Source organism: Pseudomonas sp. ASL9, from assembly GCF_056680335.1.
On sequence record NZ_CM155277.1, the window covers coordinates 3979686 to 4005710 of the forward strand.

Genomic DNA, 26025 nt, shown 5'->3' on the forward strand with positions numbered 1-26025 from the left:
AGGCCGTCTAATTATTCTATGGAGATTACATGGTTTTATTCGTGCGCGATTGGCTCGGCGGTCTGAAAAAATACGCCAAGGGCCAAAACATTGAACACCTGGATGTTGTGATCAATGCCACGTTGCTCGACGACCCCCTATTGCAACGGCTGGCCGGACTCGATCCACCACCGCCTCAAGCATTACGGCTTGAAGGCACCCCGGAATACGCACTGGCAGTTCAAGGGTCGGTGCTGATTCGGGTTCTCTGGGAGCACGCCAGCCAAGTCGCCTGGCTCGGCGAGTTTCATACGGCGGCCATCAACTGGTACTGGATTGCCCATGACCGCAAGGCACAGGCCATCGGCGGCGATCAGCGCAAGCTTTATGAGTTTGCCCGCCCCCAAACACCCTTGATGCTCGACCAACGCCAAATGGAATCGATTCGCGCCCGGACCAAGGGCGAGCAATGGGAGGACCCCCAGGGATTGACCCGCCCAAACTACTCGGTCAGTAAAGAGCAACGGATCGCCCACATTCACTTGGGACTTATCGTCAGGGATGACAAGCACCTCAAAGGTAAAGAACACACCGCGTTCACGGTCGAGTGGCTAGCCCCAAACCTGCCCGAAGACCTGCTGCAGACCGGGGGGTTGGCATGAGGCGCCCACTCGCGCTTTGCCTGCTGGCCTGCCTTGCGCTGCAAGCGTGCAGCAAATCTCTGCCCGACCGACTCGGCGCGCCCATCGAGGGCTACAGCCACACCTCGGCGGCGATCAATTACTTCATGGTCAACGGCAATGGCGGTCCGAACGTCGGCCCTTACGGCGGGGGCGGCAAGCAGAACTGCTGCGTGAGCATGCCGCGCCAGTGGCATCCCGGCCTGACTGTGGTGGTGGAGTGGGAGAAAGATCCGAATGTTGGTGCGTCACGGTATTGGATCGAACCTCGATTCTCCGACGCATGGTTCAAGCGAATGGATGAACACGAAACCAAATACACCCGCCATCGCGCCGTCGTGGAGGTGGCGCCGTATGAAGAACTCGGCGTCGTCGATGTTCATTTCTTGCCCTGCAACCAAGTTGCCGTTTCGGCTGTCGCCGTTACGCCCGGCCAAGCCGGTTATCCCTTCAACTACCCGTCCAAAATGGAAGAGCCTGCCGTATGTCCCGCACCTTAAAACCTGGCGCCCCACGCCGAAGGCCAGCGCTTTGGGCGGCGGCTGCGCTCGCCTGCCTTGCGCTGCAAGCCTGTAGCAAATCGCTGCCCGAGCGCCTCGGCATTCCCATCGAGGGGTACAGCCACACCTCGGCGGCGATCAATTACTTCATGGTCAACGGCAACGGTGGTCCGAACATTGGGCCTTACGGCGGGGGCGGCAAGCAGAACTGCTGCGTGAGCATGCCGCGCCAGTGGCGCCCCGGCCTGACCGTGGTGGTGGAGTGGGAGAAGGATCCGAATACCGGTGACTCAGTTAACTGGCCCAAACCTCGTTACTCAGATGCTTGGCGAAAGGCCGCAAGAGAACACCAATCCAAATACACCCGCCATCGCGCCGTCGTGGAGGTGGCGCCGTATGAAAAGCTGGGGGCAATCACGGCGCATTTCCTGCCCTGCGACCAGGTAAAGATCTCTGCGGGCCCTACCTATCTCGGCATGCCTGATCACCCCTACAACTACCCCCTCAAAATGGAAGTCCCTGCCGTATGTCCATTACCTTGAATTCAGGTTCTCAACGCCCGGCCCCAGCGTCTTTAACGCCGACCCCACCGTTCCCAAAAGAGGGGCTGCTGCCGCGCACGTCCGAGGATGTGGCGCTTAACTACCGCACACAGTTCCGGCCCAAGCTGCTCGCCGGCTATGCGGCTCAGCGGGCCGCCAAGGCGGCGGGTGAAACCTATACCGGCCCGCCGTGCATCAATGTGCTGAACATCACCCTGTGTTTCGACGGCACCAACAACCACGAACCCTCGGACAAACTCGCTCAACCACCAAGCACCAGCAACGTGGCGCGGCTTTACCACGCCAGCGTCGGTGCCGGCCAAGGCACAGAGCAGAGCCGGGCGAACACAAACGGATTTTACGCCTATTACATGCAAGGGGTCGGCACCGAGTTCAAGGAGATCGGCGAATTCGAACCCCTGGATTCCGGGTTGATCGGCGCGGTCGGCGGCGAGAACCGGATCAATTGGGGCATTACCCGCTTGCTGGATGCAGTGGGCCGGGCTTGCGGCGAGCCGTATCTGGACCCCGGCGTTGCCTACGAACTGGTGCGAAAAATGGGCACCTCACTCACTGAAGAGATGCTCGGCGCGACGTTGCTCAAGAGCGATGACAGCCGTCGGCGCGAGGCCTTGCACGCGCCGTTGCTGGCGTTGCAAAAAAAGGTCGATTTCGTGCATGTGCGCAAGACCCAACCGCAGATCATCGGCCTGCGCCTGTACGTGTACGGCTTTTCCCGGGGCGCCGCCGAAGCCCGGGCCTTTGCCACTTGGTTGGAGAGCCTGACCCAAGTCGAGGTCGAGGGTGAAACCTGTTACCTGTTTGCCGGCCTGCCGATCTGCATTGCCTTCCTGGGCCTGTTCGACACCGTGGCCTCCACCGGCATGGCCTACGCGATGCCGTTCGCCGAGGGCCACATGAGCTGGGCCGATGACACCATGCGCCTGCCAGAGTCGGAAACGTTTCTGGAGCGCTGCGTGCATCTGGTCGCTGCCCATGAGCAACGGGTCTGTTTCCCGGTGGACTCGATTCGGCGCAAAAACGATCCCGATGACCCGAGCGGCCCCTCGACCTACCGCGCCAACACGGTCGAATACCTGTACCCCGGCATGCACTCCGATGTCGGTGGTGGGTATCCACCGGGCGATCAGGGCAAGTCGCTGGGCGGTCCTCAGGATGTGATGTCGCAGATTCCGTTGCAGCATATGTACGCCGAAGCTTATGCCGTAGGTGCACCGTTACAGGCTCCGAAAGACGTGCTCAGCGACGAACAGAGACAGGTCTGGCCGTGGCTGGCAATGGCGGAAGAAACAGAAATCGCCTTCGACATCTCCGAAACCCTCACCCACCGCTTCAACACCTGGCTCGCCCACCACAAAACCGGCCCGCTGGAAGACGTCTTGGCCGGTGAACAGGCGCTGCTGACGGGGTGGCGGATCAATCGGTATGGCAGCTATCACTACAGGACAACCTCCGCCTACCAGCATGTCAACGGCAAAGACATGACCCAGGAGGAATGGGATGCCCTTAAAGCGCTGCATGAGCGGCAGCTGGCTGAGGAAAAAGCCAACCATGAGGGCCAGCCGCTGCGCGAGTTGTCAGGCAGCACGCTGGCAGCGCATCAGGAATATCGGGCGCTCAAACAGGGTTATGAACAACGCGTCGGCGCGGAACGCCCCATCGACTTTAATACCAAAAAAGCCTTTGAGCCCACGCTCGATCAGCGCCAGATGGACAGGGCCATGATCGAGTTCGGTCGTGACTATGACCCGAACAACTGGTCGCTGGCGTTGGCCGGTGACGCCATCAGTTGGGCGACCATTCCTCATCTGATGTTCGGGGGGTTGATATACCTGACCAACGAGCAGGATGAAGCCCAGGAATACCGTGACCTGCGCACCGCTGGTAACCAAGCTTACCTGGCGCTATATGACTTAAAAACCGCCGAGCCCCTGACCGACATCGCTCGCACGCTCACCGACTTTTTCGACGAGCAGGTCCACGATTCCCGCGCTTGGTTCATGAACTCTTCTGGCTTGGGCGAGCGCGAAGTGTTCAGTGATTACTTCCGCTACCGCTGCATCTTTTTTGATAACGAGACGAACAAATCGCTGTCGCCGGTGGCGAGGGCTGGGCAAGTGATTGGGGTCGGCATTGCGGTGGCCAGTGTCGGCTTGAGCATCAAGCGCCACGACCCGCGTTATCTGGTGGGTCTGCTGATTCCATCGCTGGGCATTCCCGTGTTTCGCGGCAAGGTGGGCTTTCCACAAGTCAGCGCGTTTGATTCTGTCACGGGTATCGCCTTGCCCATGCTGGACAACCTCGACAACATTCGGGCGTTCAGCAAAGACCCCGGCGATATGCTGAAACTGGTGAAAGCCCTGCCCACGCCGCCTGCCCTCAGCGCAGAAACCGCGACTACGCCTGAGTTGCAAAAACTGCTCAAGGCCACGGAAGCGGCGAAGGCGTTGAAGGAGGTTAAGGACCTGCTCGACCAGTTGCCTGACGAGTCGAAGATGGGGTTGTTGGATCAGGTGAAGGGAGCGTTGGGTAGCTGAGGCCAAGAACTGCGGCAGGTTCAGATTGTGGACGCAGGACTACGAAGGCTGCGCTACGGTTCAAACGAAAAAGCTCCGGCTCTGAATGTGAACGAGTCGGGGCTTTTCCAGTTCAGATGCTCAGCGTCTTACATACGTGGGTAATCGATATAACCGACGGGCCCCTTGCCGTAGAACGTTTCAGGGTTTGGGATGTTCAGCGGTGCGTCTTGTTGCAGGCGCTCCGGCAGATCCGGGTTGGCGATAAACGGCACGCCGAACGCAACCGCGTCGGCTTTGCCACTGGCCAGCCAGGCATTAGCGCTGTCTTTGGTGAAGCGTTCGTTGGCGATGTACTGGCCGCCGAAGGCTTTTTTCAGTTGTGGGCCAAGGCTGTCGCCAGCTTCTTTTTCACGGGAGCAGATGAACGCTATCCCGCGTTTGCCCAGTTCACGGGCTACGTAGCTGAAGGTTTCAGACAAGTTCTCGTCGCCCATGTCATGGGAGTCGGCCCGTGGCGCCAGGTGCATGCCGACACGGCCCGCGCCCCAGACTTCGATCACCGCATCGGTCACTTCCAGCATCAGGCGTGCACGATTTTCCAGCGAGCCGCCGTATTCGTCGGTGCGATGGTTGGTGCTACTTTGCAGGAACTGATCGAGCAGGTAACCGTTGGCACCGTGAACCTCGACACCATCGAAACCAGCAGCCTTGGCGTTTTCCGCACCCATGCGGTAAGCATCGACGATATCGGCGATTTCAGCGGTTTCCAGGGCGCGTGGTACCGGGTAGTCAGACAGTGGGCGAACCAGGCTGACATGGCCCGCAGGGGCAATGGCGCTCGGAGCGACCGGCGCTTCACCGTTGAGGTACGACGGGTGGGAAATCCGGCCAACATGCCACAGTTGCAGAACGATACGGCCGCCCGCAGCGTGCACGGCTTTGGTGATGTTGCTCCAGCCCCGTACCTGGTCGTTGGACCAAATGCCGGGTGTGTCAGGGTAACCGACGCCCATCGGCGTGACCGACGTCGCTTCGCTGATGATCAGGCCCGCCGAGGCGCGCTGAACGTAGTACTCAGCCATCAGCGCATTGGGGACGCGACCTTCATCGGCACGGCAACGGGTCAGCGGCGCCATGATGATGCGGTTCGGCAATTTCAGATCGCCCAGTGTGATCGGGTCAAAAATAGTGGTCATGGTGTGAAACCCTCTAAATGATCAGTTGGTAGCCGGTGCCAGGTCGGGATTAACGCTCTGGCGAAAAGTAATCAGGGTCACCAGCAGTGCAAGCACCGCCAGCGCTGCAGCGGCCACAGGCACGCTGGTCAAGCCGAAGCCGCGTGCGATCACGCTCCCACCCACCCAAGCGCCCAGGGCGTTGCCGACGTTAAAGGCGCCGATGTTCAGGGTCGAAATCAGGTTGGGCGCGGCCTTGCCGAAGGTCATCACGTTCACTTGCAGGGCGGGCACGGCGGCGAAGCTTGCGGTGGCCCAGAGGAACAGGGTGATTTCAGTCGGAATCAGCGCGGTGCTGGTCCAGGTCAGCACGGTAGAGACCACCGCCATGACGATGAACACGCCGATCAGGGTCAGCGACATGTTGCGGTCGGCCAGCTTGCCGCCAATCACATTACCTAGGGTCAGGCCCAGGCCGATCAGCAGCAGGGTCCAGGTCACGCCGCGTGGTGAGACGCCGGTGACGTCGCCCAGCAGCGGTGCGATGTAGGTGAAGAGGGTGAACACGGACGCGGCGAACAGCACGGTCATGCTCAGTGACAACCAGATTCCGGCGCCTTTGAGGGCGGCCAGTTCGGCACGCATGTCGAGTTTTTCCTCGTCATGTTTGGCCGGCAGGAAACGGATCAAGCCAATCAACGAGACCACACCGAGCACCGTCACGGCCCAGAAGGTCGAACGCCAGCCAGCCAACTGACCCAGCGCTGTACCCAGCGGCACACCCAACACGTTGGCCAGGGTCAGCCCGGTGAACATCATCGCCACGGCAGAAGCACGACGATTGGGCGCGACCAGGTTTGCAGCCACCACCGAACCGATGCCGAAAAACGCACCGTGACACAGGGCGGTGACAATCCTGGCAAACATCAGCACGTTGTAGTCGCTGGCCAGGGCGCAGAGCAGGTTGCCGATGATGAAAATCACCATCAACGAGACCAGTGCGGCCTTGCGCGGCAGCTTGGCGGTGACCATGGCCATGAATGGCGCACCGATGGCCACGCCCAGGGCGTAACCGGTCACCAGCCAGCCAGCGCCAGGGATCGAGACACCAAGGTCAGCCGCGACATCGGGCAGCAGTCCCATGATCACGAATTCCGTGGTGCCGATAGCGAAGGCGCTCAAGGCCAGCATCAGTAATGAAAGAGGCACGACGCGTCTCCTAAAAGGTGGAAAAAATCAGAGTTGCTTGTTCATTTCTTGCAGGAACGCCTGGATGGCATCGTCGTTGCGTTTGAAAAAATGCCACTGGCCGACTTTTTTGCTGGTGATAAGACCTGCTCGTTGCAAGGTCGCCAGATGCGCAGAAATGGTGGATTGGGAAAGGCCCGCACGTTGGTCGATCTGCCCGGCGCAAACGCCGTGTTCCACGGAGTGCTCCTGATTGGGAAAGCAGGCGTGGGGGTCTTTGAGCCACGCGAGAATTTCACGGCGAACAGGGTGGGCCAGCGCTTTTATGATTTCGTCGAGGTCGATAGGCATGTCGTTCTCAAATCCGTACGTAACGGTATATCGCGATGGGGCGAACTTTATATTGGTATTTCGCGATATACAAATATTAAAGGGTGCTAAGCATCGCATAAAACGTTATATCGGGTTATATCGATATAGGCCTAGACGCTGAATAGGCGTACGCTGGGCCCATGAATTACCTCGCACATCTCCACTTGGGCGGTCAGCGCCCGGCGCAATTGCTCGGCAGTCTGTATGGCGATTTCGTCAAAGGACCGCTGCCTGGGCGCTTTACCCCTGAACTCGAAGCGGCGATCCAGCTGCATCGCCGCATTGATTTGTTCACGGATGCGCACCCGCTGATCAAACAGTCCATCGCACGTTTCCCGCCGGAGCGCCGGCGTTTTGCCGGCATCATGCTGGATGTGTTTTTCGATCATTGCCTGGCGCGGGACTGGGAGCTGTATGCCGAGCAACCGCTGGATGCATTCACCTCCAGGGTTTACCAGGTGCTGGCCGCCGAACCGGCGTTGCCGGAGCGCCTGGCCCTGATCGCGCCGCGCATGGCGGCTCAGGATTGGCTGGGCTCTTATCGTGAGTTCGAGGTGCTGGAGCAGGTGTTGAGCGGGATTTCCCGACGCCTGTCGCGGCCGCAAGGTTTGGCGGGCGGCATGCAGGAGTTGCAGGCGCTTTATGAACCCCTCAGCGCGGACTTCGTTGAGTTTTACCCGCTGTTGCAGGAGTTTGCTCAGGCTGCTTTGTCCGGACGCGATTCCCTCGGCTGAGCAATCTCGCCAAACAAGGCCAACTGCACGGCTTGCTGAGCCTTAAACGCCAGGGCGGTGCGTTCCTGATGCTGGCTGGCAATCGGGGTGAGCAACTGGATGTGTACATCACCCTGTTCGTTGGCGAACAGGCGCCGCAGGTGCGAGAGCAAATCGTCATCGCCGATGAACGGTGCAATGGGGTCAGGTTTGCCGTCACGCAGATAACGAATGGCAACCGGTTGCAACGGTACGCCCGCGTCGATTGCACTGGACAGCAGGCGACCGTGGAAGGTGCGCAGGCTACGGCCATCGGTGGTGGTGCCTTCCGGAAAAATCATCAGCGCATCGTGCTCTTGCAGGTGCTGGGTCATCTGCCGCTGAATCAAACGGCTATCGCCCGAACCACGGCGGATAAACAAGGAGCCGGCTTTCACCGCCAGCCAGCCGGCCACGGGCCAGGTGCGCACTTCAGCTTTGGACAGGAACGACAGGGGCGCGAGCATCCCCAGCAACGGAATATCGGTCCACGACACGTGGTTGCTGACCCACAGCATCGGCTCACGTGGCAGCTCGCCGCTGACAGTCACGCGAAAGGGTAGCGCGCCACTCAACCGTGCCATGAACCAACGGGCCCAGCGTTGTCGACGCGCCATTGAGTTGCCGATACGCAGGCGTTCGAGGACGCCAAACGCGCCCGCAATGGTCAGGCCCAGGGCAACCACCCACAGCACCCGTGCGACGCGGGCATAACCGCGTACCCGGCTCATCAAACGGCTGCCTTGAAGTGACGGGCATAACGGGGGCATAGCTCGTCGCGTTTGAGCAGGATGAACACGTCGGCTACCTGGAAATCTTCATCCCAGCACGGTTCGCCGCAGATCTTCGCCCCCAGCCGCATGTACGCCTTGAGCAGCGGTGGCATTTCACAGATGACGTTGTTGGGCAGGTCGAGGACCGGCAGCGGATTTTTCGGCTCGGCGCGTAGGTGTTCGGTGCTCAGATAGCGTTCGCGCAAGCGCTGCATGATCGCGTGGGCCTGGATGCCGCCATCTTGCATCGGAATGCTGGCGCAGCCCATCAGGTAGCTGTAACCGCCTTCATTGAGAATTTCCGCCAGCTCGCTCCACAACACAGCAATGGTGCCGCCGTTGCGGTACGCCGGGTCGACGCAGGTACGTCCCAGTTCCAGGATCGGACCTTGCAGATGGCCGAGGCCGTGCAGGCTGAACTCCTCTTCGCTGTAGAAGCGTCCCAGGGTATTGGCGGCCTTATGGTCAAGCAAGCGGGTGGTTGCTACCAGACGACCCGTGCTGAGGTCGCGTACGCCGATGTGCGAGCAGTGCACATCGTAGTCATCCCTGTCCAAGCCAAGCTCGGCGCCTTTGAGTTTGGCATTGAACTCGCCACTGAACACGCTGAAGCGCAAAGCCTGGGCTTCATGCAGCGCTTGTGCGCCAACCAGGCGTTCGGCCTGAAGGCGACGTTCGGCGCTTGTGTCACGACTGCGGGCGATCTGGGTCATGGGTCGTCTCCGTAAGCCAGCCATGGGTTTGCGGCCGGTCGACTGTGTTGTACGGAGTCAGGCTAGGGAGAGCCGATGTCACCACCATTAAGCTTTGGTGATGCTTGTATGACAGGGCGGCCGGAGGGGCCGCCCCGTCTTCGACGCCGCGCTGTCGCGCATGCGATTTGTGTGTCGCGATTGGTGGCGGCGTGTCAGGTACGCCGCCTTCGCGAATGAATTCGCTCCTACAGATTTTGATCTGCCTTCGGGATTTTGTGTGAATTGACTCTAAAATTACGGCAAGGCCCCGTTTCCAGGAGGCCGAACGCAGGCGTTGCGCAGGGGGTAACGAGGCAGGACGCCGAGTTAGCCGCACGGGGCCAGGGATGGCCCCGTGCGGCGCCCCCCGGAGCAACGCCGGAGCGAGGGAAGTCCGAGCCTAGGCGAGGATCCGTATGGAGGGGCAAGCGTTAATGAGATGGTCAGCCCAGCACGGGAACCCCGGTAAATCTAAACTTACCGGGGTTCTCATTTTCTCGAAGGAGATCGCTCATGAACAGCTTGACGTTGCTAGGTCTTGATATTGGAAAAAACACCTTTCACCTCATAGGGCACGACGCCTGCGGCCATCAAGTGCTGCGCAAGCAGTTCAATCGCAACCGCCTGCTTCAGTTCGCTGCGCAGCTAAAGCCCTGCACGATAGTGATGGAGTCCTGTGGTGGCTCACACTGGCTTGCCAGGAAGCTCATTTCTTCGGCCATCAGGCAAAACTTATTGCACCGCAGCATGTGAAGCCCTACGTCACGGGCAACAAAAACGACTACATAGACGCTGAGGCGATCTGTGAAGCTGCGTCCCGCCCTAAAACACACTACGTCGCCGTCAAAACTGTGGAGCAGCAAGTACTGTCGACCCAGCACCGCCTCCGAGAGGCGTTAGTGTGCCAACGAACTCAAACGATAAATCGCGTTCATGGATTCCTTCTTGAGTTTGGAATTGCGTTGCCCGCGACAAAAGCAGCCATGAACCAGATTCATCAGATACTGGATGACCCTGCCGCTGAATTGCCTCAACAGTTGAAGTTGTTTATTGAGCATCTGCTGGAGGACATTAATCGGATCACAGGGGAGATTAAGTCCATTGACCGCAGCATCAAGGACCAAGTGGTAGCTGATGATGCGGGATCACGACTGATGAGCATCCCCGGCATCGGCCCGATCACCGCTAGCGCGCTGCTGGCCGACATCGGGGACGCTTCCAATTTTCGCTCAGCACGAGACTTCGCCGCGTCTTTGGGACTGGTGCCGAGACAGTATTCAACGGGTGGCCAAACGGTGCTGCTGAACATCAGCAAGCGAGGTGACAAATACCTTCGAAAGCTGATGGTTCAAGGCTCTCGGGCGGTACTGGTGCGTATAGACAAGCGTACGGATGCTTTGGGGAGTTGGTGCAGAGACCTGCTCACACGAAAGCACCCGAACAAAGTCGCCTGCGCCTTGGCCAACAAACTGGCAAGAATCGTATGGGCCGTGTTAACTCGCGGAACTAGCTACAACGCACAATCCTTGGCTTGATCAAACACACTACCGGCTTTTGCGACGACAACGATGATGACGATAAACAGCTCAAATCCCGCCTGAAAACCTGGTAACCGAAACAGCTTTCGAAGCTGAAGCGTTTTTCAAGGACAGGCAGGAGCGACTACTCATCAAGGGCCGGGCAGCAAAGCTGCCCATTACGAGCCCGGATACATTAGTGCAAGCCTGCTTTACCGCTCATCGTCCCGTGGTTGCAGGAGGTGGGCTGACCATACATTCGGTTACCTTTTTGTGGTCCGGCATTCCGGCGTTTGTAAAAGGTGACACGCTGTAAGAGCGGAACCGTAATTCCAGCACACGCCAATGCCGGATATATACCCAATACCCAGCGCCAACACATTGTTTTTAAAAGATTAAAGCGCAGTTTTATAGGAGGGGCATCTGTGCCTGACAGATTGTCTTCGTGAATAAATTCACTCCCACGAGGTGAACCGGATTTTGTGGGAGCGAATTTATTCGCGAACGGCTGGATACGGTCTTCTCTGGCCTGTCACGAATCACTGCTAGGGTCATGAGCCTTGCGTGAGAGAACTCCTCATGAATCTACGGTTTTGTCTGGCTGGAGTCTTGGCCCTCTGTACCCATTCGGCACTGGCGCAAAACTGGCCCGGCGAACAATGGTCAAGCGCACCGGCGGCACAGAGCCCGGCGTTACGAGCGTTGGAGGATTACGCCTTCCCGACGCGTGATGACGCCACCCGCAAAGGCATCCGCACTGATGCGCTGTTGGTGATCCGTGACGGGCAACTGGTTTACGAGCGCTACGCGGCAGCGACCACGGCCAATACGCCGCACTTGACCTGGTCGATCAGCAAAAGCGTGATGGCCAGCGTGCTCGGGGTGGCGTTTGGTGAAGGGCGGTTTCAGTTGGGCGATCCAGTGAGCACATTCTATCCACCGTTCAAGGCCCATCCCGACATCCGTATCCAGGATTTACTGCACTGGGCCTCCGGTCTGGATTGGCAGGAAGACTATGAGTACGCGCCGCTCAACTCGTCAGTGGTGGCCATGCTTTACACCCGAGGGCGCGGCGACATGGCCCAATTCACCAGTGGGCATGGCGTCGCCAGTGCGCCGGGAACCTCATACCGTTATTCCAGCGGCGACAGCAACGTAGTGTCTGCTGCCTTGAAAGGCATGGTGGGCGACAAGGCCTACCCGGACTATCCCTGGACCGCGTTGTTCGACCCGTTGGGCATCCGTAGCGCGGTATGGGAAACCGATGGCGGCGGCACCTTTGTCGGCTCGTCCTATGCCTACATGAGTGCGCGGGATCTGGCGCGTATCGGCCTGCTGATGCAGCGCGGTGGACGCTGGCAGGATAAGCAACTACTGCCTAAGGCCTGGGTCGATTTCAATCTGACACCCTTCACTCATTATCAGTCCAACAGGGTGAATGAAGTGGCGGGCGGCCAGTGGTGGTTGAATCGCGCCGCTGACAACACCCCAAGGCCATGGCCCGACGCGCCGGCGGATACGTTTGCCGCACTCGGGCATTGGGGGCAGGCGCTGTATGTGGTGCCCAGCGGCAATCTGGTGATCGTACGTTATGCCGATGACCGCGACGGCAGTTATGACCCTAACCAACTGCTCAAACTGGCGCTGGCCGCGTTTGCCGTGGAGGGTGGCCAATGATCAATCGTAGAGCGTTTAGCTGTCTGCTGTTGCTGGTGGTCCTGACGATGGCCGCGCTGGCGTGGCAGAACCGCATTGCATTGCAGAGTTTTCCGAGCATCATCAGTGCTTACACGGCCAAGGAGTATTGTTCGTGTCGATACGTGATGGACAACCCGGCGGGCTATTGCGCAGGCTATGTTAAACAGTGGCTGCCCAGTAGCCTGACCGATGACGCCGAGCACAAACGTGTGACGTCCAGCGGCTTGGGGCGGACCAGTACCGCCGTCTGGAAAACCCCGCGACAGGGTTGTCAGTTGTTGCCGCCAACACCCTGAATCGGAACCCTGGTCTTGGGCCAGACACACCTCTGGGAAGTACTTTATGGAAAACAACCCGATCGTTGATGTCGACGCACTGGAATTGTCTCGCATGATCCACGCCCGGCAGGTGAGTTGTCGCGAAGTGATGCTGGCTTATCTGGCGCAGATCGAGCGATTCAATCCGCAGGTGAACGCCATCGTTTCACTGCGCCCGGCTGAAGCGTTGCTCGCAGAAGCGGACGAGTGCGACCGGCAGCTGGGGCTGGGTCAGTCCCGGGGCTGGATGCATGGCATGCCGCAAGCGATCAAGGATCTGGCCGCCACGGCCGGGTTACGCACAACCCTGGGGTCGCCGTTGTTCGCCGAGCAGATGCCTGAACATGATGCGATCTCCGTGGAGCGAGTGCGGGCCAGTGGCGCAATCATCATTGGCAAAACCAATGTCCCCGAGTTCGGTCTAGGCTCGCAGAGCTACAACACGGTATTTGGCACCACGCGCAATGCTTACGATCTCAATCGGGTCGCGGGCGGCAGTAGCGGTGGGGCGGCGGTAGCGCTGGCGACACGTATGCTGCCAGTGGCTGATGGCAGCGACATGATGGGCTCGCTGCGCAATCCGGCGGCCTTCAATAATCTCTTTGGCTTTCGTCCTTCGCAAGGGCGAGTGCCGCACGGCCCGGCGCCTGAGTTGTTCGTCCAGCAACTGTCGACCGAAGGCCCCATGGGCCGCACGGTAGCGGATGTCGCGCAGTTACTGAGTACTCAAGCAGGGTTTGACCCGCGTGCACCGTTGTCATTGCGCGGTGACCCGTCGCTGTTCGCTGGCGCCTTGCAGCGTGATTTCAAGGGTGTACGCCTAGGCTGGATGGGCGATTACAACGGCTACCTGCCCATGGAAGAGGGAGTGTTGGCGTTGTGCGAATTGGCGTTGCAGGACTTCACCCAGTTGGGTTGCGTGGTCGAAGCCTGTCAGCCGGACTTTCCCTTGGAGAAACTCTGGAGCAGTTGGCTGGTGCATCGCCATTGGCTGGTCCACGGCAGCCTTGGCAAGCTCTTCGCCGACCCACAGCAACGCCGCTTGCTCAAGCCTGAAGCGCAGTGGGAAGTGGAGGGCGGCTTGCACCTGAGCGGCGGGCAGATTTTTCAGGCATCGCTGGACCGCAGCGACTGGTATCGTGCGTTGAGCACGTTGTTCGAACGTTACGATTTCCTGCTGTTGCCCACGGCTCAGGTATTTCCGTTTGCCGCAGACCAGCACTGGCCACGCGTCATTGCAGGTCGGTCGATGGATACTTATCACCGCTGGATGGAGGTGGTGGTCGGCGCCTCGTTGGCTGGTTTGCCCGCGATGAGTGTTCCGGTCGGTTTCAACCCGGAGGGATTGCCGATGGGGATGCAGATCATCGGCCCGGCACAGGCGGATTGGGCTGTACTGCAATTAGCGCATGCCCATGAACAACTCACGCAGTGGGTCACGCGTTGTCCACCGCCGCTTTTACAGAGTTTGCCAGCTCTCTGACAGCCGGTTAAGGTTGGCGCCAACTGCGCACCTGGAGCTTGCATGCACAAGACGACCCGCCTGGCCCTACTGGGTGTGCAGGCCCTGTTCGGGGCTCTGGCCTTGCCGGCCCACGCCAGTTGGTATCTGGATAACGAGTCATCGCGACTGTCGTTTATTTCCACCAAAAATGTCGACACGTCGGAAGTGCATCGCTTCCTGACCTTGCACGGCAAGGTCGACCTTAACGGCTTGGCCGAACTTGAGGTTGAGCTGGACTCCGTCAGCAGCGGCATTCCCTTGCGCGACGAGCACATGCGTACTCAGTTGTTCGAGGTTAAACAGTTTCCCTCGGCGCAGATCGTTGCGCAGCTCGACCTGCAGCCGATCAATGACCTGGCGCCCGGCGCTCAACTGGAACTGCGCTTGCCGCTGACAGTCACCCTGCACGGAGCCAGCCACAGCTACAACACTGAACTGCTTGCCACCCGGCTCGATGATCGACGTTTCCAGGTGGTAACCCTCGAGCCCTTGGTGGTGCGTGCCGATGATTTCGATTTGGTATCAGGGTTGACTGCTTTGCGTAAGATCGCCGGGTTGTCGGCGATCAGCTTGTCGGTGCCGGTAGGTGCGGTACTGATTTTTACGGCGCGTTGACATGAGCAGAGCGATCTTTGCGTGGCGCAGCAACAATAAATTCAGCTTGCTGATCGACGGTCCGGCTTTTTTTCCGCGCATGATCGCGGCTATAGAACAGGCGCACCAACAGATCGAGCTGGAGCTCTACCTGGTGGAAACCGGGGCGTGCGCCGAGGCCGTGGTTCAAGCGCTCGTCCGTGCGGCATCGCGTGGTGTGGTGGTCCGCTGCCTGTTCGACGACTATGGCTCACAGGCTTTTACCTTGAGCTTGCGTAAACGATTGACCGACGCCGGTGTCATTCTGCGCTTCTACAACCGCGTGTTTTGGCGCCATGGTTTGCATAACCTCTATCGCGATCACCGCAAGTTGCTGTTGGTGGACAAGCGCCTGGCGGTGGTCGGTGGCACGGGCATGACCGATGAGTTCTGGCAGCCGGAGCAGAACACCAGCGAGTGGCATGAAGTGATGGTGGAAATCACGGGTCCGATGGTTGCTGACTGGCAGTTGCTGTTCGACCGGCAGTTTCACGCAAATCACCGCCCCACCGCATGGCGGCCGACGCTCAGTTTCGGGTTGCGGCGCCTACCCAAGGTGCCAGTTGCCTATCAGGGCTTGGGTCGCGTGGCGTATGCCGACTCCCGGCAACACCGCGACATTCTGCAATCGTTGGTGCGCGCGTTGAACAGCGGCCAGCGTCGAATCTGGCTGGCAACCCCGTATTTTCTACCCACCTGGAAAGTCCGTCGTTCACTGCGCAGAGCCGCCATGCGTGGCGTCGACGTGCGTCTGCTGTTGACCGGGCCGCGTACCGATCACCCGTCGGTGCGCTATGCCGGCCATCGCTATTACCCGCGCTTGCTCAAGGCTGGGGTGCGGATTTTTGAATACCAACCGTGCTTTTTGCATTTGAAGATGGTTCTGGTCGATGACTGGGTCAGCATCGGCTCGTGCAACTTTGATCACTGGAACCTGCGGTTCAACCTGGAAGCCAACCTCGAAGCCCTCGACCCCGGCCTGACACTGGCGGTGGCCACCTGCTTCGAAAACGATTTTGCCCTCAGCTCACAGGTCAGTCTCGAAGCCTGGGAGTCGCGCCCGCTGTGGCGTCGGATCAAGCAGCGGTTATGGGGCTGGATTGATCGCCTGGTCGTTAACGTACTCGATCGACGGGACTGACCCGTCGGGCACTGTTTCATGGGCGTAGTAGTTGCCTATTACCTGCCGTTCACCCAGTGGCCGTAGTTTGACTACTCTTATTGCCCAAGCCCATCTTCAAGGAGCGCTTCAAATGGCCGCTAAAAAAATTCTCATGCTGGTCGGCGATTACGTCGAAGACTATGAAGTGATGGTGCCATTCCAGGCGCTGCAGATGGTCGGGCATACCGTCCATGCGGTGTGTCCGGGAAAAACCAGTGGTCAATCCGTGCGCACGGCGATTCACGACTTTGAAGGTGATCAGACCTACAGCGAAAAACCAGGGCACAACTTTGCCCTCAACTTCGATTTCGACAAGGTTAATGTCCAGGATTACGACGCGTTGTTGGTGCCCGGCGGTCGGGCGCCGGAATACCTGCGCTTGAACGAGACGGTGTTGGACTGGGTTCGCGCCTTCGACAAGGCCGACAAGCCGATTGCTTCGGTCTGCCATGGTGCGCAACTGCTGGCCGCCGCTGGCATCCTCGAAGGCCGCGAATGCAGTGCTTATCCTGCGTGTGCGCCGGAAGTGCGTCTGGCCGGTGGCACGTTCATCGACATCGCGGTCACCGATGCCCATACCCATCGCAATCTGGTTTCCGCGCCTGCGTGGCCTGCGCATCCAGCCTGGCTTAACGGTTTCCTGAAACTGCTCGGGACCGAGATCATTCTGTAAGGAGGTATGCCGCGTCGAACCATTCGCGAATGAATTCGCTCCCACAGAGGTTTCGAGATCAAACTGTGGGAGCGAAGGTGTTACTGAACTTCTACCGCCAGACTTTCACTGATTTTCTTCTGCCAGATAGCCGGCCCAGTGATGTGTACCGATTCGCCTTTGCTATCGACTGCAACGGTGACCGGCATGTCTGAGACGTCGAACTCGTAGATCGCTTCCATGCCCATTTCGGGGAAGGCCACCACACGGGATTTCTTGATCGCCTGAGCCACCAGATAAGCCGCGCCGCCGACAGCCATCAAGTACACGGCTTTGTAGTCCTTGATCGCTTCGATGGCGGTCGGACCCCGTTCGGATTTGCCGATCATGCCCAGCAGGCCGGTCTGATCGAGAATCTGGCGGGTGAATTTATCCATCCGTGTTGCAGTGGTTGGGCCAGCAGGGCCAACGACTTCGTCGCGCACCGGATCAACCGGGCCAACGTAGTAGATGAAGCGACCCTTGAGGTCCACGGGCAGGGTTTCACCCTTGTTCAGCATCTCGACCATGCGCTTGTGCGCGGCGTCGCGACCGGTGAGCATCTTGCCGCTGAGCAGGATGGTTTCGCCGGTTTTCCAGCTCAGTACGTCTTCCGGTTTCAGGGTGTCGAGGTTGACGCGGCGCGCGGATGGACCCGCTTCCCAGACGATTTCCGGGTAGGCGTCCAGCGGTGGCGCTTCCAGCGAAGCCGGGCCACTGCCGTCGAGCACGAAGTGCGCGTGACGGGTCGCCGCGCAGTTAGGGATCATGCACACCGGCAACGAAGCCGCGTGGGTTGGGTAATCCATGATCTTCACGTCGAGCACGGTGGTCAGACCGCCAAGGCCCTGAGCACCGATGCCCAGTTGGTTGACCTTCTCGAACAGTTCCAGGCGCATCTCTTCGATACGGCTGGACGGCCCGCGCAGTTTCAGCTCGTGAATGTCAATGGACTCCATCAACACTTGCTTGGCCATGACCGCAGCTTTCTCGGCGGTACCGCCGATGCCGATGCCGAGCATGCCCGGTGGGCACCAGCCAGCACCCATGGTAGGTACGGTTTTCAGCACCCAGTCGACGATCGAATCGGACGGGTTGAGCATCGCCATCTTCGATTTGTTTTCCGAGCCGCCGCCTTTGGCCGCCACGTCCACTTCCACGGTGTTACCTGGGACGATGGAGTAGTGGATGACTGCCGGGGTGTTGTCTTTGGTGTTTTTACGCGCGCCTGCCGGGTCAGCCAGGATCGAAGCACGCAGGACGTTTTCCGGCAGGTTGTAAGCGCGACGCACGCCTTCGTTGATCATGTCGTCCAGGCCCATGGTGGCACCGTCCCAGCGCACGTCCATGCCGACCCGGACGAACACGGTCACGATGCCCGTGTCCTGGCAGATTGGCCGATGACCGGTAGCGCACATGCGCGAGTTGATCAGAATCTGAGCGATGGCATCGCGGGCCGCAGGCGACTCTTCGCGAAGATAGGCCCCATGCATGGCTTGAATAAAGTCTACGGGGTGGTAATAAGAAATGAACTGTAAGGCGTCGGCGACGCTCTGTATCAGGTCGTCTTGCTTGATCACGGTCATGTGGCACGCTCCTCTGCTAGGACGGGAACATTCGATTAGCTGTTTCCAACAGTGCTGTCGTGCTCTGCTGAAAGACATCTTTAAGTAAGCGCGCCGACCCACAACGCCGACGCAAAAAAGGCGCCGCAGTATAACGCGGCGCCGGCCCAGACACATCTGCTGGCGTGCAAACGATAGTCGACCAAGGGTGGGCACTTTTTTTGCGTGGTAGAAAATAACGTTGCTGTACAGAGAGCCTATATTGAATAGTGATTTTCAGTGGTATTACTGGAGTGGCAAGTAGCCTCTATCATGGGCTGGCGAGCTCGACGTTTCGAACATCGCAGATTCTTGATTCAGGCGCTGCAAGGCGTTGCAGGCCGGCAACGGGGCAACGGCAACTAAAATGGGTAGTTCCACACCAAACGTCTGCTAATGAAATTGGCCAACAGGCCATTTGTGCCAGTAAGGGAAGGGGGCCCTATGAGCACTGTGAGTCAACGAGTGACCCATAAAGCCATACAGCGTTTACTGTTGAAGCGGTTTGCCTTGGCTGCTGGCACCTATTTGCTGGTGGTGGCACTCGTCTGGGTGGCGATTGTCACCCACTATTATCAGGCCCCTCTACGCACTGCCGTTATGGGCACCGGTCTTGTAGTGCTTTGCCAATTGTTGCTACTCGCGGTATTTGTCAGCGGCCTCAATCTGCATTTCAAAGACCCAAGCCTGACCGAATTTCAGGTGTTATTAGCGCTGGGGTGGCAAACCTACCTGCTTGCCAATCTGGACAGCGCCCGGGGCACGTTCCTGGTTATGTATGTGCTGATCATGCTGTTCGGTCTGTTTCATCTGCAGCTCAAGGTATTTGTGCGCTGCGCGGTGTTCGTGTGTTTGAGCTTCGCCGGATTGAACCTGTGGGAAGCCTTCCATCACATACTGATCGATCCAGGCTTGGCAGCGTTGCAGGTATTCGTTCTGTTCATTGTTTTATTCTGGTTGTGTCTGTACGCCCGCTATGTTCAGGACTCACGGCAGCGCATGCGTCAGCGTCGCTTTGCGCTTCGGGCGCACCAAGACACCTTGCGCGGGATGATGCGTCAGCTTGAAGATCTGGTGGCGACTGACGAACTGACTGGCTTGTATAATCGTCGGCACTTCTGGCGCATCGCCTCCCGAGAATTGGGGGCCATGGATAATAGCTATTCTCACGGGTTGGCACTGATTGATCTGGATCACTTTAAGCGCATCAACGATCTTCATGGGTATGTCGCCGGGGATCAGGTGCTGCAGGCTTTTGCTGCCGTCGCCACTGCCTGTCTGCGTGGGGACGATGTATTGGCTCGCTATGGCGGGGAGGAATTCGTGTTGCTGATACCGCAATGCACCCCGGAGCACCTGACCTGCTGTTGCGAGCGGTTGCGCGAAGCGTTTACCCGTGTCGAGCTGGTAGGGCTGGAAGTGACGGGTTTGAGCCTGTCGGCGGGAATGACCTTGCTGGACATGGGCGACGATCTCGACGAAGCCTTGCAGCGTGCCGATCAAGCGCTTTACCGCGCCAAGCGCAGCGGACGAAATCGCTGTGCCGCCGCTTGGGAAAACGCCGATGCCTGACCTTCGTGTCGGTGACCGGCAATGGTCGGTCGCCGCAGCAAGCAATCTGCTCGATGCCCTGAATAACGCCGGGATCGCTGTGCCCTACAGTTGTCGAGCGGGCAGTTGCCATGCGTGCCTGGTCCGCTGCCTGCAAGGCGAGCCTGCGGATGCTCAGCCAGAAGCGCTGGAGGCCGGCAAACGTCAGCAGGGTTGGCGGTTGGCCTGTCAGTGTCGGGTCGTCGAAAACCTGACCGTGGAAGTCTTCGACCCTGGCCGCGATGGCCTGCCCGCCAAGGTTGTCAGTTGCGACTGGCTAAGCCCGACGGTATTGCGCTTGCGTCTGACGCCCGAGCGGCCATTTCGGTATCGCGCCGGGCAGCATCTGGTGCTGTGGACCGCCAACTGCATTGCTCGCCCCTACTCGCTGGCGAGCCTGCCGGAAGAGGATCGCTTCCTGGAGTTTCATCTTGATTGCCGTCACCCCGGCGCCTTCAGCGATGCCGCGCGGCACCTGCAGCCCGGCGACCCGGTAAGACTGGGGGAACTTCGCGGTGGCGCCCTGCACTACGATCCAGATTGGTCCAGTCGCCCGTTATTACTCCTGGCGGCTGGCACCGGACTTGGCCCGCTGTGGGGTGTGTTGCGCGAAGCCCTGCGTCAGGAGCATCAAGGTGCTATCCGGGTCATTCATCTGGCGCACGATGCGAGTGAGCACTACCTGGCGGGTCCATTGGCTGAGTTGGCGGCTGCCTGTCCGCGGGTGCAGATTCAATTGTTCAGCGCGGCCGAGCTACCCGCAGCGTTGGCTGAGCTGCGGCTTGTTACCCGGCAAACCATCGCCTTGCTCTGCGGGCACCCTGCCAGCGTCGAGCAGTTTGCCAAACGCCTTTATCTCTCCGGTCTACCGCGTAATCAACTGTTGGCTGATGTGTTTCTCACAAGGAACGCGTAAATACAGTGGGAGCGAATTCATTCGCGAAGATGCCCGTCTAGGCGCTAGGAATTCAAGGTGCAAAAAAAAGCCCCGCAGCGAACACTGCGGGGCTTCTTGATATTGCTGAGAAAGTCTTAAACCATCGGATCGCCGACGTGCAGGATCTTCATGCCATTGGTCCCGCCAATGGTGTGATAGCTATCACCTTTGGTCAGGATCACCCAGTCGCCTTGCTTGACGAGGCCACGTTTGACCAGCTCGTCCACCGCTGCCTGGCTGACTTGGCCCGGTGGCAGCGCCGCAGGGTCGAACGGCACGGTGTAGACGCCACGGAACATCGCGGCGCGTGCCTGGGTTTCGCGGTGTGGGGAGAACGCGTAGATCGGCACGGAGGAACGAATCCGCGACATGATCAGCGGCGTGTAGCCACTTTCGGTCAAGGCGATGATCGCTTTTACACCGGGGAAGTGGTTGGCCGTGTACATGGCCGCCAGTGCAATACTTTCATCACAGCGCTCGAATTTCTTGCCAATGCGGTGGCTGGAGGATTTGCTGGTCGGGTGCTTTTCAGCGCCGACGCAAATCCGCGCCATGGCCTGGACCGCTTCGATCGGGTACGCACCCGCGGCGCTTTCTGCCGAGAGCATCACCGCATCGGTGTAGTCGAGCACGGCGTTGGCAATATCGGACACCTCCGCGCGAGTCGGCATCGGGTTCTGGATCATCGACTCCATCATCTGCGTCGCCACGATGACCGCCTTGTTGTGGCGGCGTGCGTGCAGGATGATTTTTTTCTGGATGCCGACCAGTTCAGCGTCACCGATCTCAACACCCAGGTCGCCACGGGCAACCATGACGGCGTCACTGGCGCGAATCAGTGCGTCGAGGGTTTCATCGTTGGCCACGGCTTCGGCGCGTTCGATCTTCGCCACCAGCCAGGCAGTGCCGCCGGATTCGTCGCGCAGTTTGCGAGCGTATTCCATGTCGGCTGCATCGCGAGGGAACGAAACGGCCAGGTAATCCAGCTCCATTTCCGCTGCCAGCTTGATGTCGACCTTGTCTTTCTCGGTCAGGGCCGGCGCCGTCAAGCCACCACCACGGCGGTTGATGCCTTTGTGGTCGGACAGCGGACCACCGATCAACACCGTGCAATGCAATGCATCGGCGGTGGCGGTGTCAACACGCATGACTACGCGGCCGTCGTCGAGCAGCAGCTCATCGCCTACACCACAGTCTTTGACCAGGTCCGGGTAGTCGATGCCGACGATGTCCTGGGTGCCTTCAGTCAGTGGATGAACGGTAGAGAAGGTGAAGTGATCACCGATCTTGAGGTCGATCCGCTTGTTGGCGAATTTGGCGATACGAATTTTCGGGCCTTGCAGGTCACCGAGCAGTGCGACGAAGCGCCCGTGCTTGGCGGCAATCTCGCGGACCATGCGAGCGCGAGCTTTATGCTCGTCCGGCGTGCCGTGGGAGAAGTTCAGACGAGCGACGTCCAGACCGGCCAGGATCAGTTGTTCTAGAACTTCCGGCGAGTTACTGGCGGGGCCAAGGGTAGCGACGATTTTGGTACGACGAACGGTCATGCACAGACTCCTTTGCTGAGGCGCAGCGAGAGGCTACTACTGTCTAGTCCTGTAGTCATTGTTCCTTTGCACTACCTTACGCGGCCTTTTCTGGGCAAAAAACACTCTGAAGAAATCCATTACCGGGTCGATACATTGCAGAGCACAGGAGAGACCCATGCGAATCTTGATCGTTTTAGCGTTGATGGCCAGTGCCATAGGCTGCACCCGCTGGTCGATGGACCAGCATCTGAACAGCGCCTATCGCTCGTATGCCGATGGCAATTGCGACAGCGTGATGCTTGACTTGTCCCAGGTCGAGCGTGAGAGTCGTTCGCGTCGATACATCCAGCCTGAGGTGTCGATGCTGCGCGGGCAATGTCTGGAGCGCGAGAATCTGTTCGTTGATGCGGCGCAGACCTACCTGTTCATCATTACTCAGTACCCCTCCAGCGAGTATGCATTCCGGGCGCGCGCGCGTCTGGATACCCTGCAACAATTGGGGCACTATCATGGCGGCGAACCCGCTCAACCGAGTCCTGCTTCACTTTAATTACACCCGGTTGGATGGGCGGTCATGTTTTTGAGTGGCCATCTGCCTGCGCTGAGCTAGTCTCTGAGTGCAGGGAGCTAACTAAAGACGAACGGCACACACGCAGCCAAGGATTGGCGTACACACAAACGAACGCTCTATGACGAGGCTCTGCACTGGGCTGCGGTTATGGAGGTCTTTGATTGTGTGCAGGTATAAAGGGAGAATTCGCCCCGGCCGCGATCATCGCCAGCCCCCGTGCGAACTCGAATAGCACTAGCGCGACCATGCTTAATGGTTTACTCATAGCGACCGTCAAACATGCTTATCGAGCGACGAATCGAACGTCACCAACTGCCTTATTTTTTGCAGGTTTTCAATCGATATACCGATAAACCACTGGGGTGTCTGGGCAACGTTTCACAACACGGTTTGATGTTGATCAGCGACCTGCCGATTTTGGTAGATGCTGATTTTCAGTTGCGGTTGAAGATCCCGGGCCTCGATGGCGAACAGATAACCCTTGATATCAATGCTTGCTGTCGCTGGTGTCACGAAGACGAAACGCCCGGGAATTACGATTCGGGGTTCGTATTAGAGGCTTCGCCCATCGAGTACGCTCAGTTGATTCGGGCGTTGCAGCATTATTTCAGCTTCCATTCTCTGGAAGCGTCGGTCTGAGCACTGGCGCTGCTTGCAGTCGGCGCTGTGTTGATTGGCACTGAATTAAAGCGTGCCGGCCTTTTTCCAGTTCAGATAACGACTGACCAATTGCGCCCCGAGTTCTCCGGGGCGCGCATCCAGTACTGGCACGCCATGCGCGATCAACCGCTCGTGTAAAGCTGCGCGTGCGTTGAGGAAATCAATGGTGCCGCAGTAGGCAAGGGCGTCCTGCCAGGTGTGCACTGGCGTCTGACGCAGGTTATCGAGTATTTCTTCACGCAGGCTGACAACCAATACCCGGTGCTGACGGCTCAACTGTTTGACCGCTCCGAGCAATTGCTCATCGTCCTCATCGCGCAGATTGGTGACCAGTACCACCAGCGCGCGGCGTTTCTGCCGGACGAGCAATTGCCGAACGGCGACGCTGTAGTCGGCGGGACGCTGTGTGCATTTCAAGTCATAGACGCTGTTGAGCAATACATTCAACTGTCCTGGCCCTTTGACCGGTGCAAGGTAGTGGTTCTGCTCGCCAGCAAACGTGGTAATCCCCACAGCGTCGCCCTGACGCAATGCGACGTAACTGAGCAGCAGGCAGGCATTGAGCGCATGGTCGAAGTGCGCCAGGTCTCCATCCTGGCTGCGCATGCGTCGGCCGCAATCGAGCATGAAGACAATCTGCTGATCGCGTTCATCCTGGTATTCGCGGGCGATGGGTGTGCGTTGGCGTGCGGTGGCTTTCCAGTCGATCTGGCGCAGGCTGTCGCCTTCGCGAAACTCGCGCAGTTGATGAAACTCCAGCCCCAGGCCACGGCGCTGACGTTGGCGCACACCCAACTGGCTGATCCAGTTATCAACGGCGAGCAGCTGACCGCCGTACAGGCGAGCGAAGTCTGGGTAGACTCGGGTGGCGTCGATCAGCGGGACGTAGCGGCGTGTGGTCCATAGACGCAACGTGCTGGGCAGGTTGATTTCGCACCGTTCGAAGCCGAAGTGGCCGCGACTCAGCGGGCGCAGGCGGTAGCCCAGTTGGCCGTGTTCGCCGGGGAGCAGAGTGATGGGTTGCGGCAGGTTTTCAAAGGACAGACCCTCCGGCACATGATCGAACACCTTCAGTGTCAGCGGCTGGCTGAAATCGTGCTCAACGCTGATGCGAACTTCGCTCCAGCGTCCCAGCGCCAGACTGCCCGGCAGTAGACGTTGCAGGCGCGGCGAGGGCCGGCGCGTCAGTCGCAAGGCATCAATCAGGCTGATCAGTACCAGTGCCAACAACACCCCCCAACCTGCCGCCGAGAGTGTTGCCGGCAGGTCAATGCCCAGCGCGGTCAGGGTGCCGAGGACCACGGTCAGGCCCAGCAGCGCGCCGAACCAGCCGAGCAATAAGCGAGAGGGCTCGAGCACCTGCTTCATAGACGCGGTGCCGGAACCTGATCGAGCAGTTGTTTGAGCACTTGATCCACCGACAATCCTTCGATGTCCAGCTCGGGCGAGAGCCTGACCCGATGGCGCAACACGGCCAGCGCGCACCCCTTGATGTCATCCGGGATCACGAATTCGCCACCGCGCAGCAGTGCGCGTGCCCGGGCCCCGCGAACCAGTGCAATCGATGCCCGCGGCCCGGCGCCGAAGGTCAGGCCTGGCCAACTGCGGGTTGCGCGTGCCAGGCGCACGGCGTAATCGAGGACCTGTTCGTCCAGCGGCAACTCACTGGCAATGCGTTGCAGGGCCAATACGTCCTTGGCTTGCAGAACGGTGCGCAGCGGCTGCACCTCGAGCATGTCGGCCTTGGTCGAACGCGTGACCTGACGGACCATGCTCAGTTCTTCTGCGGCGTCGGGGTAGTCCATGCGCAACTTGAGCATGAAACGGTCGAGTTCAGATTCGGGCAGCGGATAAGTGCCTTCCTGCTCGATGGGATTTTGCGTGGCCAGCACCATGAACGGCTGCGCGATCGGCAGGGCGCGTCCTTCCAGGGTGACCTGGCGTTCCTGCATGGCTTCAAGCAGCGCGGCCTGGGTCTTCGCCGGGGCACGGTTGATTTCATCAGCCAGAAGCAGGTTAGTGAACAGCGGACCTTTGCGCAATTTGAACTGCTCGGTGTGGATGTCATACACCGCGTGGCCGGTGACATCACTGGGCATGAGATCAGGGGTGAACTGAATCCGAGCGAAATCCCCGCCGAAGCAGCGGGCGAGGGCGCGGACCAGCAACGTTTTGCCCAGTCCCGGAACACCCTCGATCAGCACATGGCCGCCAGCGATCAGCGCAGTCAACACATCGTCGATCACCGTATCCTGGCCGATCAGGACTTTTTGCAGTTCTTGGCGCAGGGTCTGAGCCAGATGACTGGCACGTTGTCGTTGCTGGGCCTGATTGCTGGGCGCTGGTGTGGTCTCGGCGTTGCTTTGCGGGTCCATCG

The 26025-nt window shown here is 59.3% G+C and carries 24 protein-coding genes and 1 pseudogene; 16 read left to right on the plus strand and 9 right to left on the minus strand.

The annotated features are described in order from the left end of the window. Positions 1 to 29: 29 nt before the first annotated feature. From AC1ME2_RS18445 to AC1ME2_RS18460, 4 genes are read left to right on the plus strand one after another with little or no spacing between them, the layout of a single operon-like run. Positions 30 to 641 carry a hypothetical protein gene (locus tag AC1ME2_RS18445; protein ID WP_480435753.1) on the plus strand — a complete coding sequence of 204 codons (612 nt, stop codon included), beginning with the start codon at positions 30 to 32 and terminating at the stop codon, positions 639 to 641. Continuing rightward, entirely contained in the window at positions 638 to 1159 is a 522-nt protein-coding gene (gene tli1a, locus AC1ME2_RS18450; protein ID WP_480435755.1) for a Tli1a family immunity protein, read from the plus strand. The genes AC1ME2_RS18445 and tli1a (AC1ME2_RS18450) overlap by 4 nt, the downstream gene beginning before the upstream one ends. Next, a complete protein-coding gene (gene tli1a, locus AC1ME2_RS18455; RefSeq protein ID WP_480435757.1) occupies positions 1144 to 1701 on the plus strand; it encodes a Tli1a family immunity protein in 558 nt (185 codons plus the stop codon). Before tli1a (AC1ME2_RS18450) ends, tli1a (AC1ME2_RS18455) begins: the two co-directional genes overlap by 16 nt. Further along, on the plus strand, positions 1686 to 4259 hold the full coding sequence (locus tag AC1ME2_RS18460) for a T6SS phospholipase effector Tle1-like catalytic domain-containing protein (protein ID WP_480435759.1): 2574 nt from the start codon (positions 1686 to 1688) through the stop codon (positions 4257 to 4259). The genes tli1a (AC1ME2_RS18455) and AC1ME2_RS18460 overlap by 16 nt, the downstream gene beginning before the upstream one ends. Positions 4260 to 4387: 128 nt before the next feature. On the opposite strand, the gene AC1ME2_RS18465 is transcribed toward AC1ME2_RS18460, so the two are convergent. The 3 genes from AC1ME2_RS18465 to AC1ME2_RS18475 are packed head-to-tail and all read right to left on the minus strand — an operon-like array spanning position 4388 to position 6955. Then, on the minus strand, positions 4388 to 5437 hold the full coding sequence (locus tag AC1ME2_RS18465) for an alkene reductase (RefSeq protein WP_480435760.1): 1050 nt from the start codon (positions 5435 to 5437) through the stop codon (positions 4388 to 4390). Between the two features lie 21 nt (positions 5438 to 5458). Next, positions 5459 to 6625, minus strand: coding sequence for an MFS transporter (locus tag AC1ME2_RS18470; protein ID WP_480435761.1), 1167 nt, complete (start codon positions 6623 to 6625; stop codon positions 5459 to 5461). Between the two features lie 27 nt (positions 6626 to 6652). Further along, positions 6653 to 6955: an ArsR/SmtB family transcription factor gene (locus tag AC1ME2_RS18475; protein ID WP_480435762.1), complete on the minus strand. Its 303-nt coding sequence runs from the start codon at positions 6953 to 6955 to the stop codon at positions 6653 to 6655. A 161-nt stretch (positions 6956 to 7116) separates the two neighbouring features. Between AC1ME2_RS18475 and AC1ME2_RS18480 the strand changes: the two genes are divergently transcribed. Beyond that, positions 7117 to 7710 carry an acyl carrier protein phosphodiesterase gene (locus AC1ME2_RS18480; protein ID WP_480435763.1) on the plus strand — a complete coding sequence of 198 codons (594 nt, stop codon included), beginning with the start codon at positions 7117 to 7119 and terminating at the stop codon, positions 7708 to 7710. Here the strand turns inward: AC1ME2_RS18480 and AC1ME2_RS18485 are convergent. Next, entirely contained in the window at positions 7674 to 8459 is a 786-nt protein-coding gene (locus tag AC1ME2_RS18485; protein WP_480435765.1) for a lysophospholipid acyltransferase family protein, read from the minus strand. The genes AC1ME2_RS18480 and AC1ME2_RS18485 overlap by 37 nt on opposite strands. Beyond that, positions 8459 to 9214 carry an L-ornithine N(alpha)-acyltransferase gene (gene olsB / locus AC1ME2_RS18490; RefSeq protein WP_480435766.1) on the minus strand — a complete coding sequence of 252 codons (756 nt, stop codon included), beginning with the start codon at positions 9212 to 9214 and terminating at the stop codon, positions 8459 to 8461. The genes AC1ME2_RS18485 and olsB overlap by 1 nt, the downstream gene beginning before the upstream one ends. Positions 9215 to 9748: 534 nt before the next feature. On the opposite strand from olsB, the pseudogene AC1ME2_RS18495 reads away from it, so the two are divergent. From AC1ME2_RS18495 to AC1ME2_RS18525, 7 genes and pseudogenes are all read left to right on the plus strand, one after another. Further along, positions 9749 to 10770, plus strand: a pseudogene (locus AC1ME2_RS18495) (IS110 family RNA-guided transposase). A gap of 561 nt (positions 10771 to 11331) precedes the next feature. Continuing rightward, positions 11332 to 12429: a serine hydrolase domain-containing protein gene (locus AC1ME2_RS18500; protein ID WP_480435768.1), complete on the plus strand. Its 1098-nt coding sequence runs from the start codon at positions 11332 to 11334 to the stop codon at positions 12427 to 12429. Then, the gene (locus AC1ME2_RS18505; RefSeq protein ID WP_480435769.1) at positions 12426 to 12746 is read left to right on the plus strand and encodes an amidase; all 321 of its coding nucleotides are present in this window, start codon (positions 12426 to 12428) and stop codon (positions 12744 to 12746) included. Before AC1ME2_RS18500 ends, AC1ME2_RS18505 begins: the two co-directional genes overlap by 4 nt. Before the next feature lie 46 nt (positions 12747 to 12792). After that, the gene (locus AC1ME2_RS18510) at positions 12793 to 14250 is read left to right on the plus strand and encodes an amidase (protein ID WP_480435770.1); all 1458 of its coding nucleotides are present in this window, start codon (positions 12793 to 12795) and stop codon (positions 14248 to 14250) included. A gap of 42 nt (positions 14251 to 14292) precedes the next feature. After that, positions 14293 to 14886: a YceI family protein gene (locus AC1ME2_RS18515; protein ID WP_480435771.1), complete on the plus strand. Its 594-nt coding sequence runs from the start codon at positions 14293 to 14295 to the stop codon at positions 14884 to 14886. Position 14887: 1 nt separating this feature from the next. Continuing rightward, positions 14888 to 16045, plus strand: coding sequence for a phospholipase D-like domain-containing protein (locus AC1ME2_RS18520; RefSeq protein WP_480435773.1), 1158 nt, complete (start codon positions 14888 to 14890; stop codon positions 16043 to 16045). 112 nt (positions 16046 to 16157) lie between these two features. After that, positions 16158 to 16739 carry a DJ-1/PfpI family protein gene (locus AC1ME2_RS18525; protein ID WP_480435774.1) on the plus strand — a complete coding sequence of 194 codons (582 nt, stop codon included), beginning with the start codon at positions 16158 to 16160 and terminating at the stop codon, positions 16737 to 16739. Positions 16740 to 16819: 80 nt separating this feature from the next. On the opposite strand, the gene AC1ME2_RS18530 is transcribed toward AC1ME2_RS18525, so the two are convergent. Continuing rightward, positions 16820 to 18343, minus strand: a complete 1524-nt coding sequence (locus AC1ME2_RS18530) for a fumarate hydratase (RefSeq protein WP_480435775.1) — start codon at positions 18341 to 18343, stop codon at positions 16820 to 16822. A gap of 483 nt (positions 18344 to 18826) precedes the next feature. Between AC1ME2_RS18530 and AC1ME2_RS18535 the strand changes: the two genes are divergently transcribed. Both AC1ME2_RS18535 and AC1ME2_RS18540 read left to right on the plus strand, forming a co-directional pair. After that, positions 18827 to 19933, plus strand: coding sequence for a GGDEF domain-containing protein (locus AC1ME2_RS18535; RefSeq protein ID WP_480442209.1), 1107 nt, complete (start codon positions 18827 to 18829; stop codon positions 19931 to 19933). Beyond that, complete coding sequence (locus tag AC1ME2_RS18540) at positions 19926 to 20867, plus strand: iron-sulfur-binding ferredoxin reductase (RefSeq protein ID WP_480435776.1); 942 nt, start codon at positions 19926 to 19928, stop codon at positions 20865 to 20867. Before AC1ME2_RS18535 ends, AC1ME2_RS18540 begins: the two co-directional genes overlap by 8 nt. A gap of 116 nt (positions 20868 to 20983) precedes the next feature. Here AC1ME2_RS18540 and pyk read toward each other — a convergent pair whose 3' ends face one another. Then, the gene (gene pyk, locus AC1ME2_RS18545) at positions 20984 to 22435 is read right to left on the minus strand and encodes a pyruvate kinase (protein WP_480435777.1); all 1452 of its coding nucleotides are present in this window, start codon (positions 22433 to 22435) and stop codon (positions 20984 to 20986) included. A 157-nt stretch (positions 22436 to 22592) separates the two neighbouring features. Here pyk and AC1ME2_RS18550 point away from each other — a divergent pair, with 157 nt between their 5' ends. Together AC1ME2_RS18550 and AC1ME2_RS18555 are read left to right on the plus strand one after the other, a co-directional pair. Next, a complete protein-coding gene (locus tag AC1ME2_RS18550; RefSeq protein WP_480435779.1) occupies positions 22593 to 22967 on the plus strand; it encodes a tetratricopeptide repeat protein in 375 nt (124 codons plus the stop codon). Between the two features lie 300 nt (positions 22968 to 23267). Then, positions 23268 to 23627, plus strand: a complete 360-nt coding sequence (locus tag AC1ME2_RS18555) for a PilZ domain-containing protein (RefSeq protein ID WP_480435780.1) — start codon at positions 23268 to 23270, stop codon at positions 23625 to 23627. A 45-nt stretch (positions 23628 to 23672) separates the two neighbouring features. Here the strand turns inward: AC1ME2_RS18555 and AC1ME2_RS18560 are convergent, their stop codons facing one another. Beyond that, positions 23673 to 25016 (minus strand): DUF58 domain-containing protein, encoded by a 1344-nt coding sequence (locus AC1ME2_RS18560; RefSeq protein ID WP_480435781.1) that lies wholly within the window; start codon positions 25014 to 25016, stop codon positions 23673 to 23675. After that, complete coding sequence (locus tag AC1ME2_RS18565; protein WP_480442211.1) at positions 25013 to 26023, minus strand: AAA family ATPase; 1011 nt, start codon at positions 26021 to 26023, stop codon at positions 25013 to 25015. The genes AC1ME2_RS18560 and AC1ME2_RS18565 overlap by 4 nt, the downstream gene beginning before the upstream one ends. Positions 26024 to 26025 lie beyond the last annotated feature (2 nt).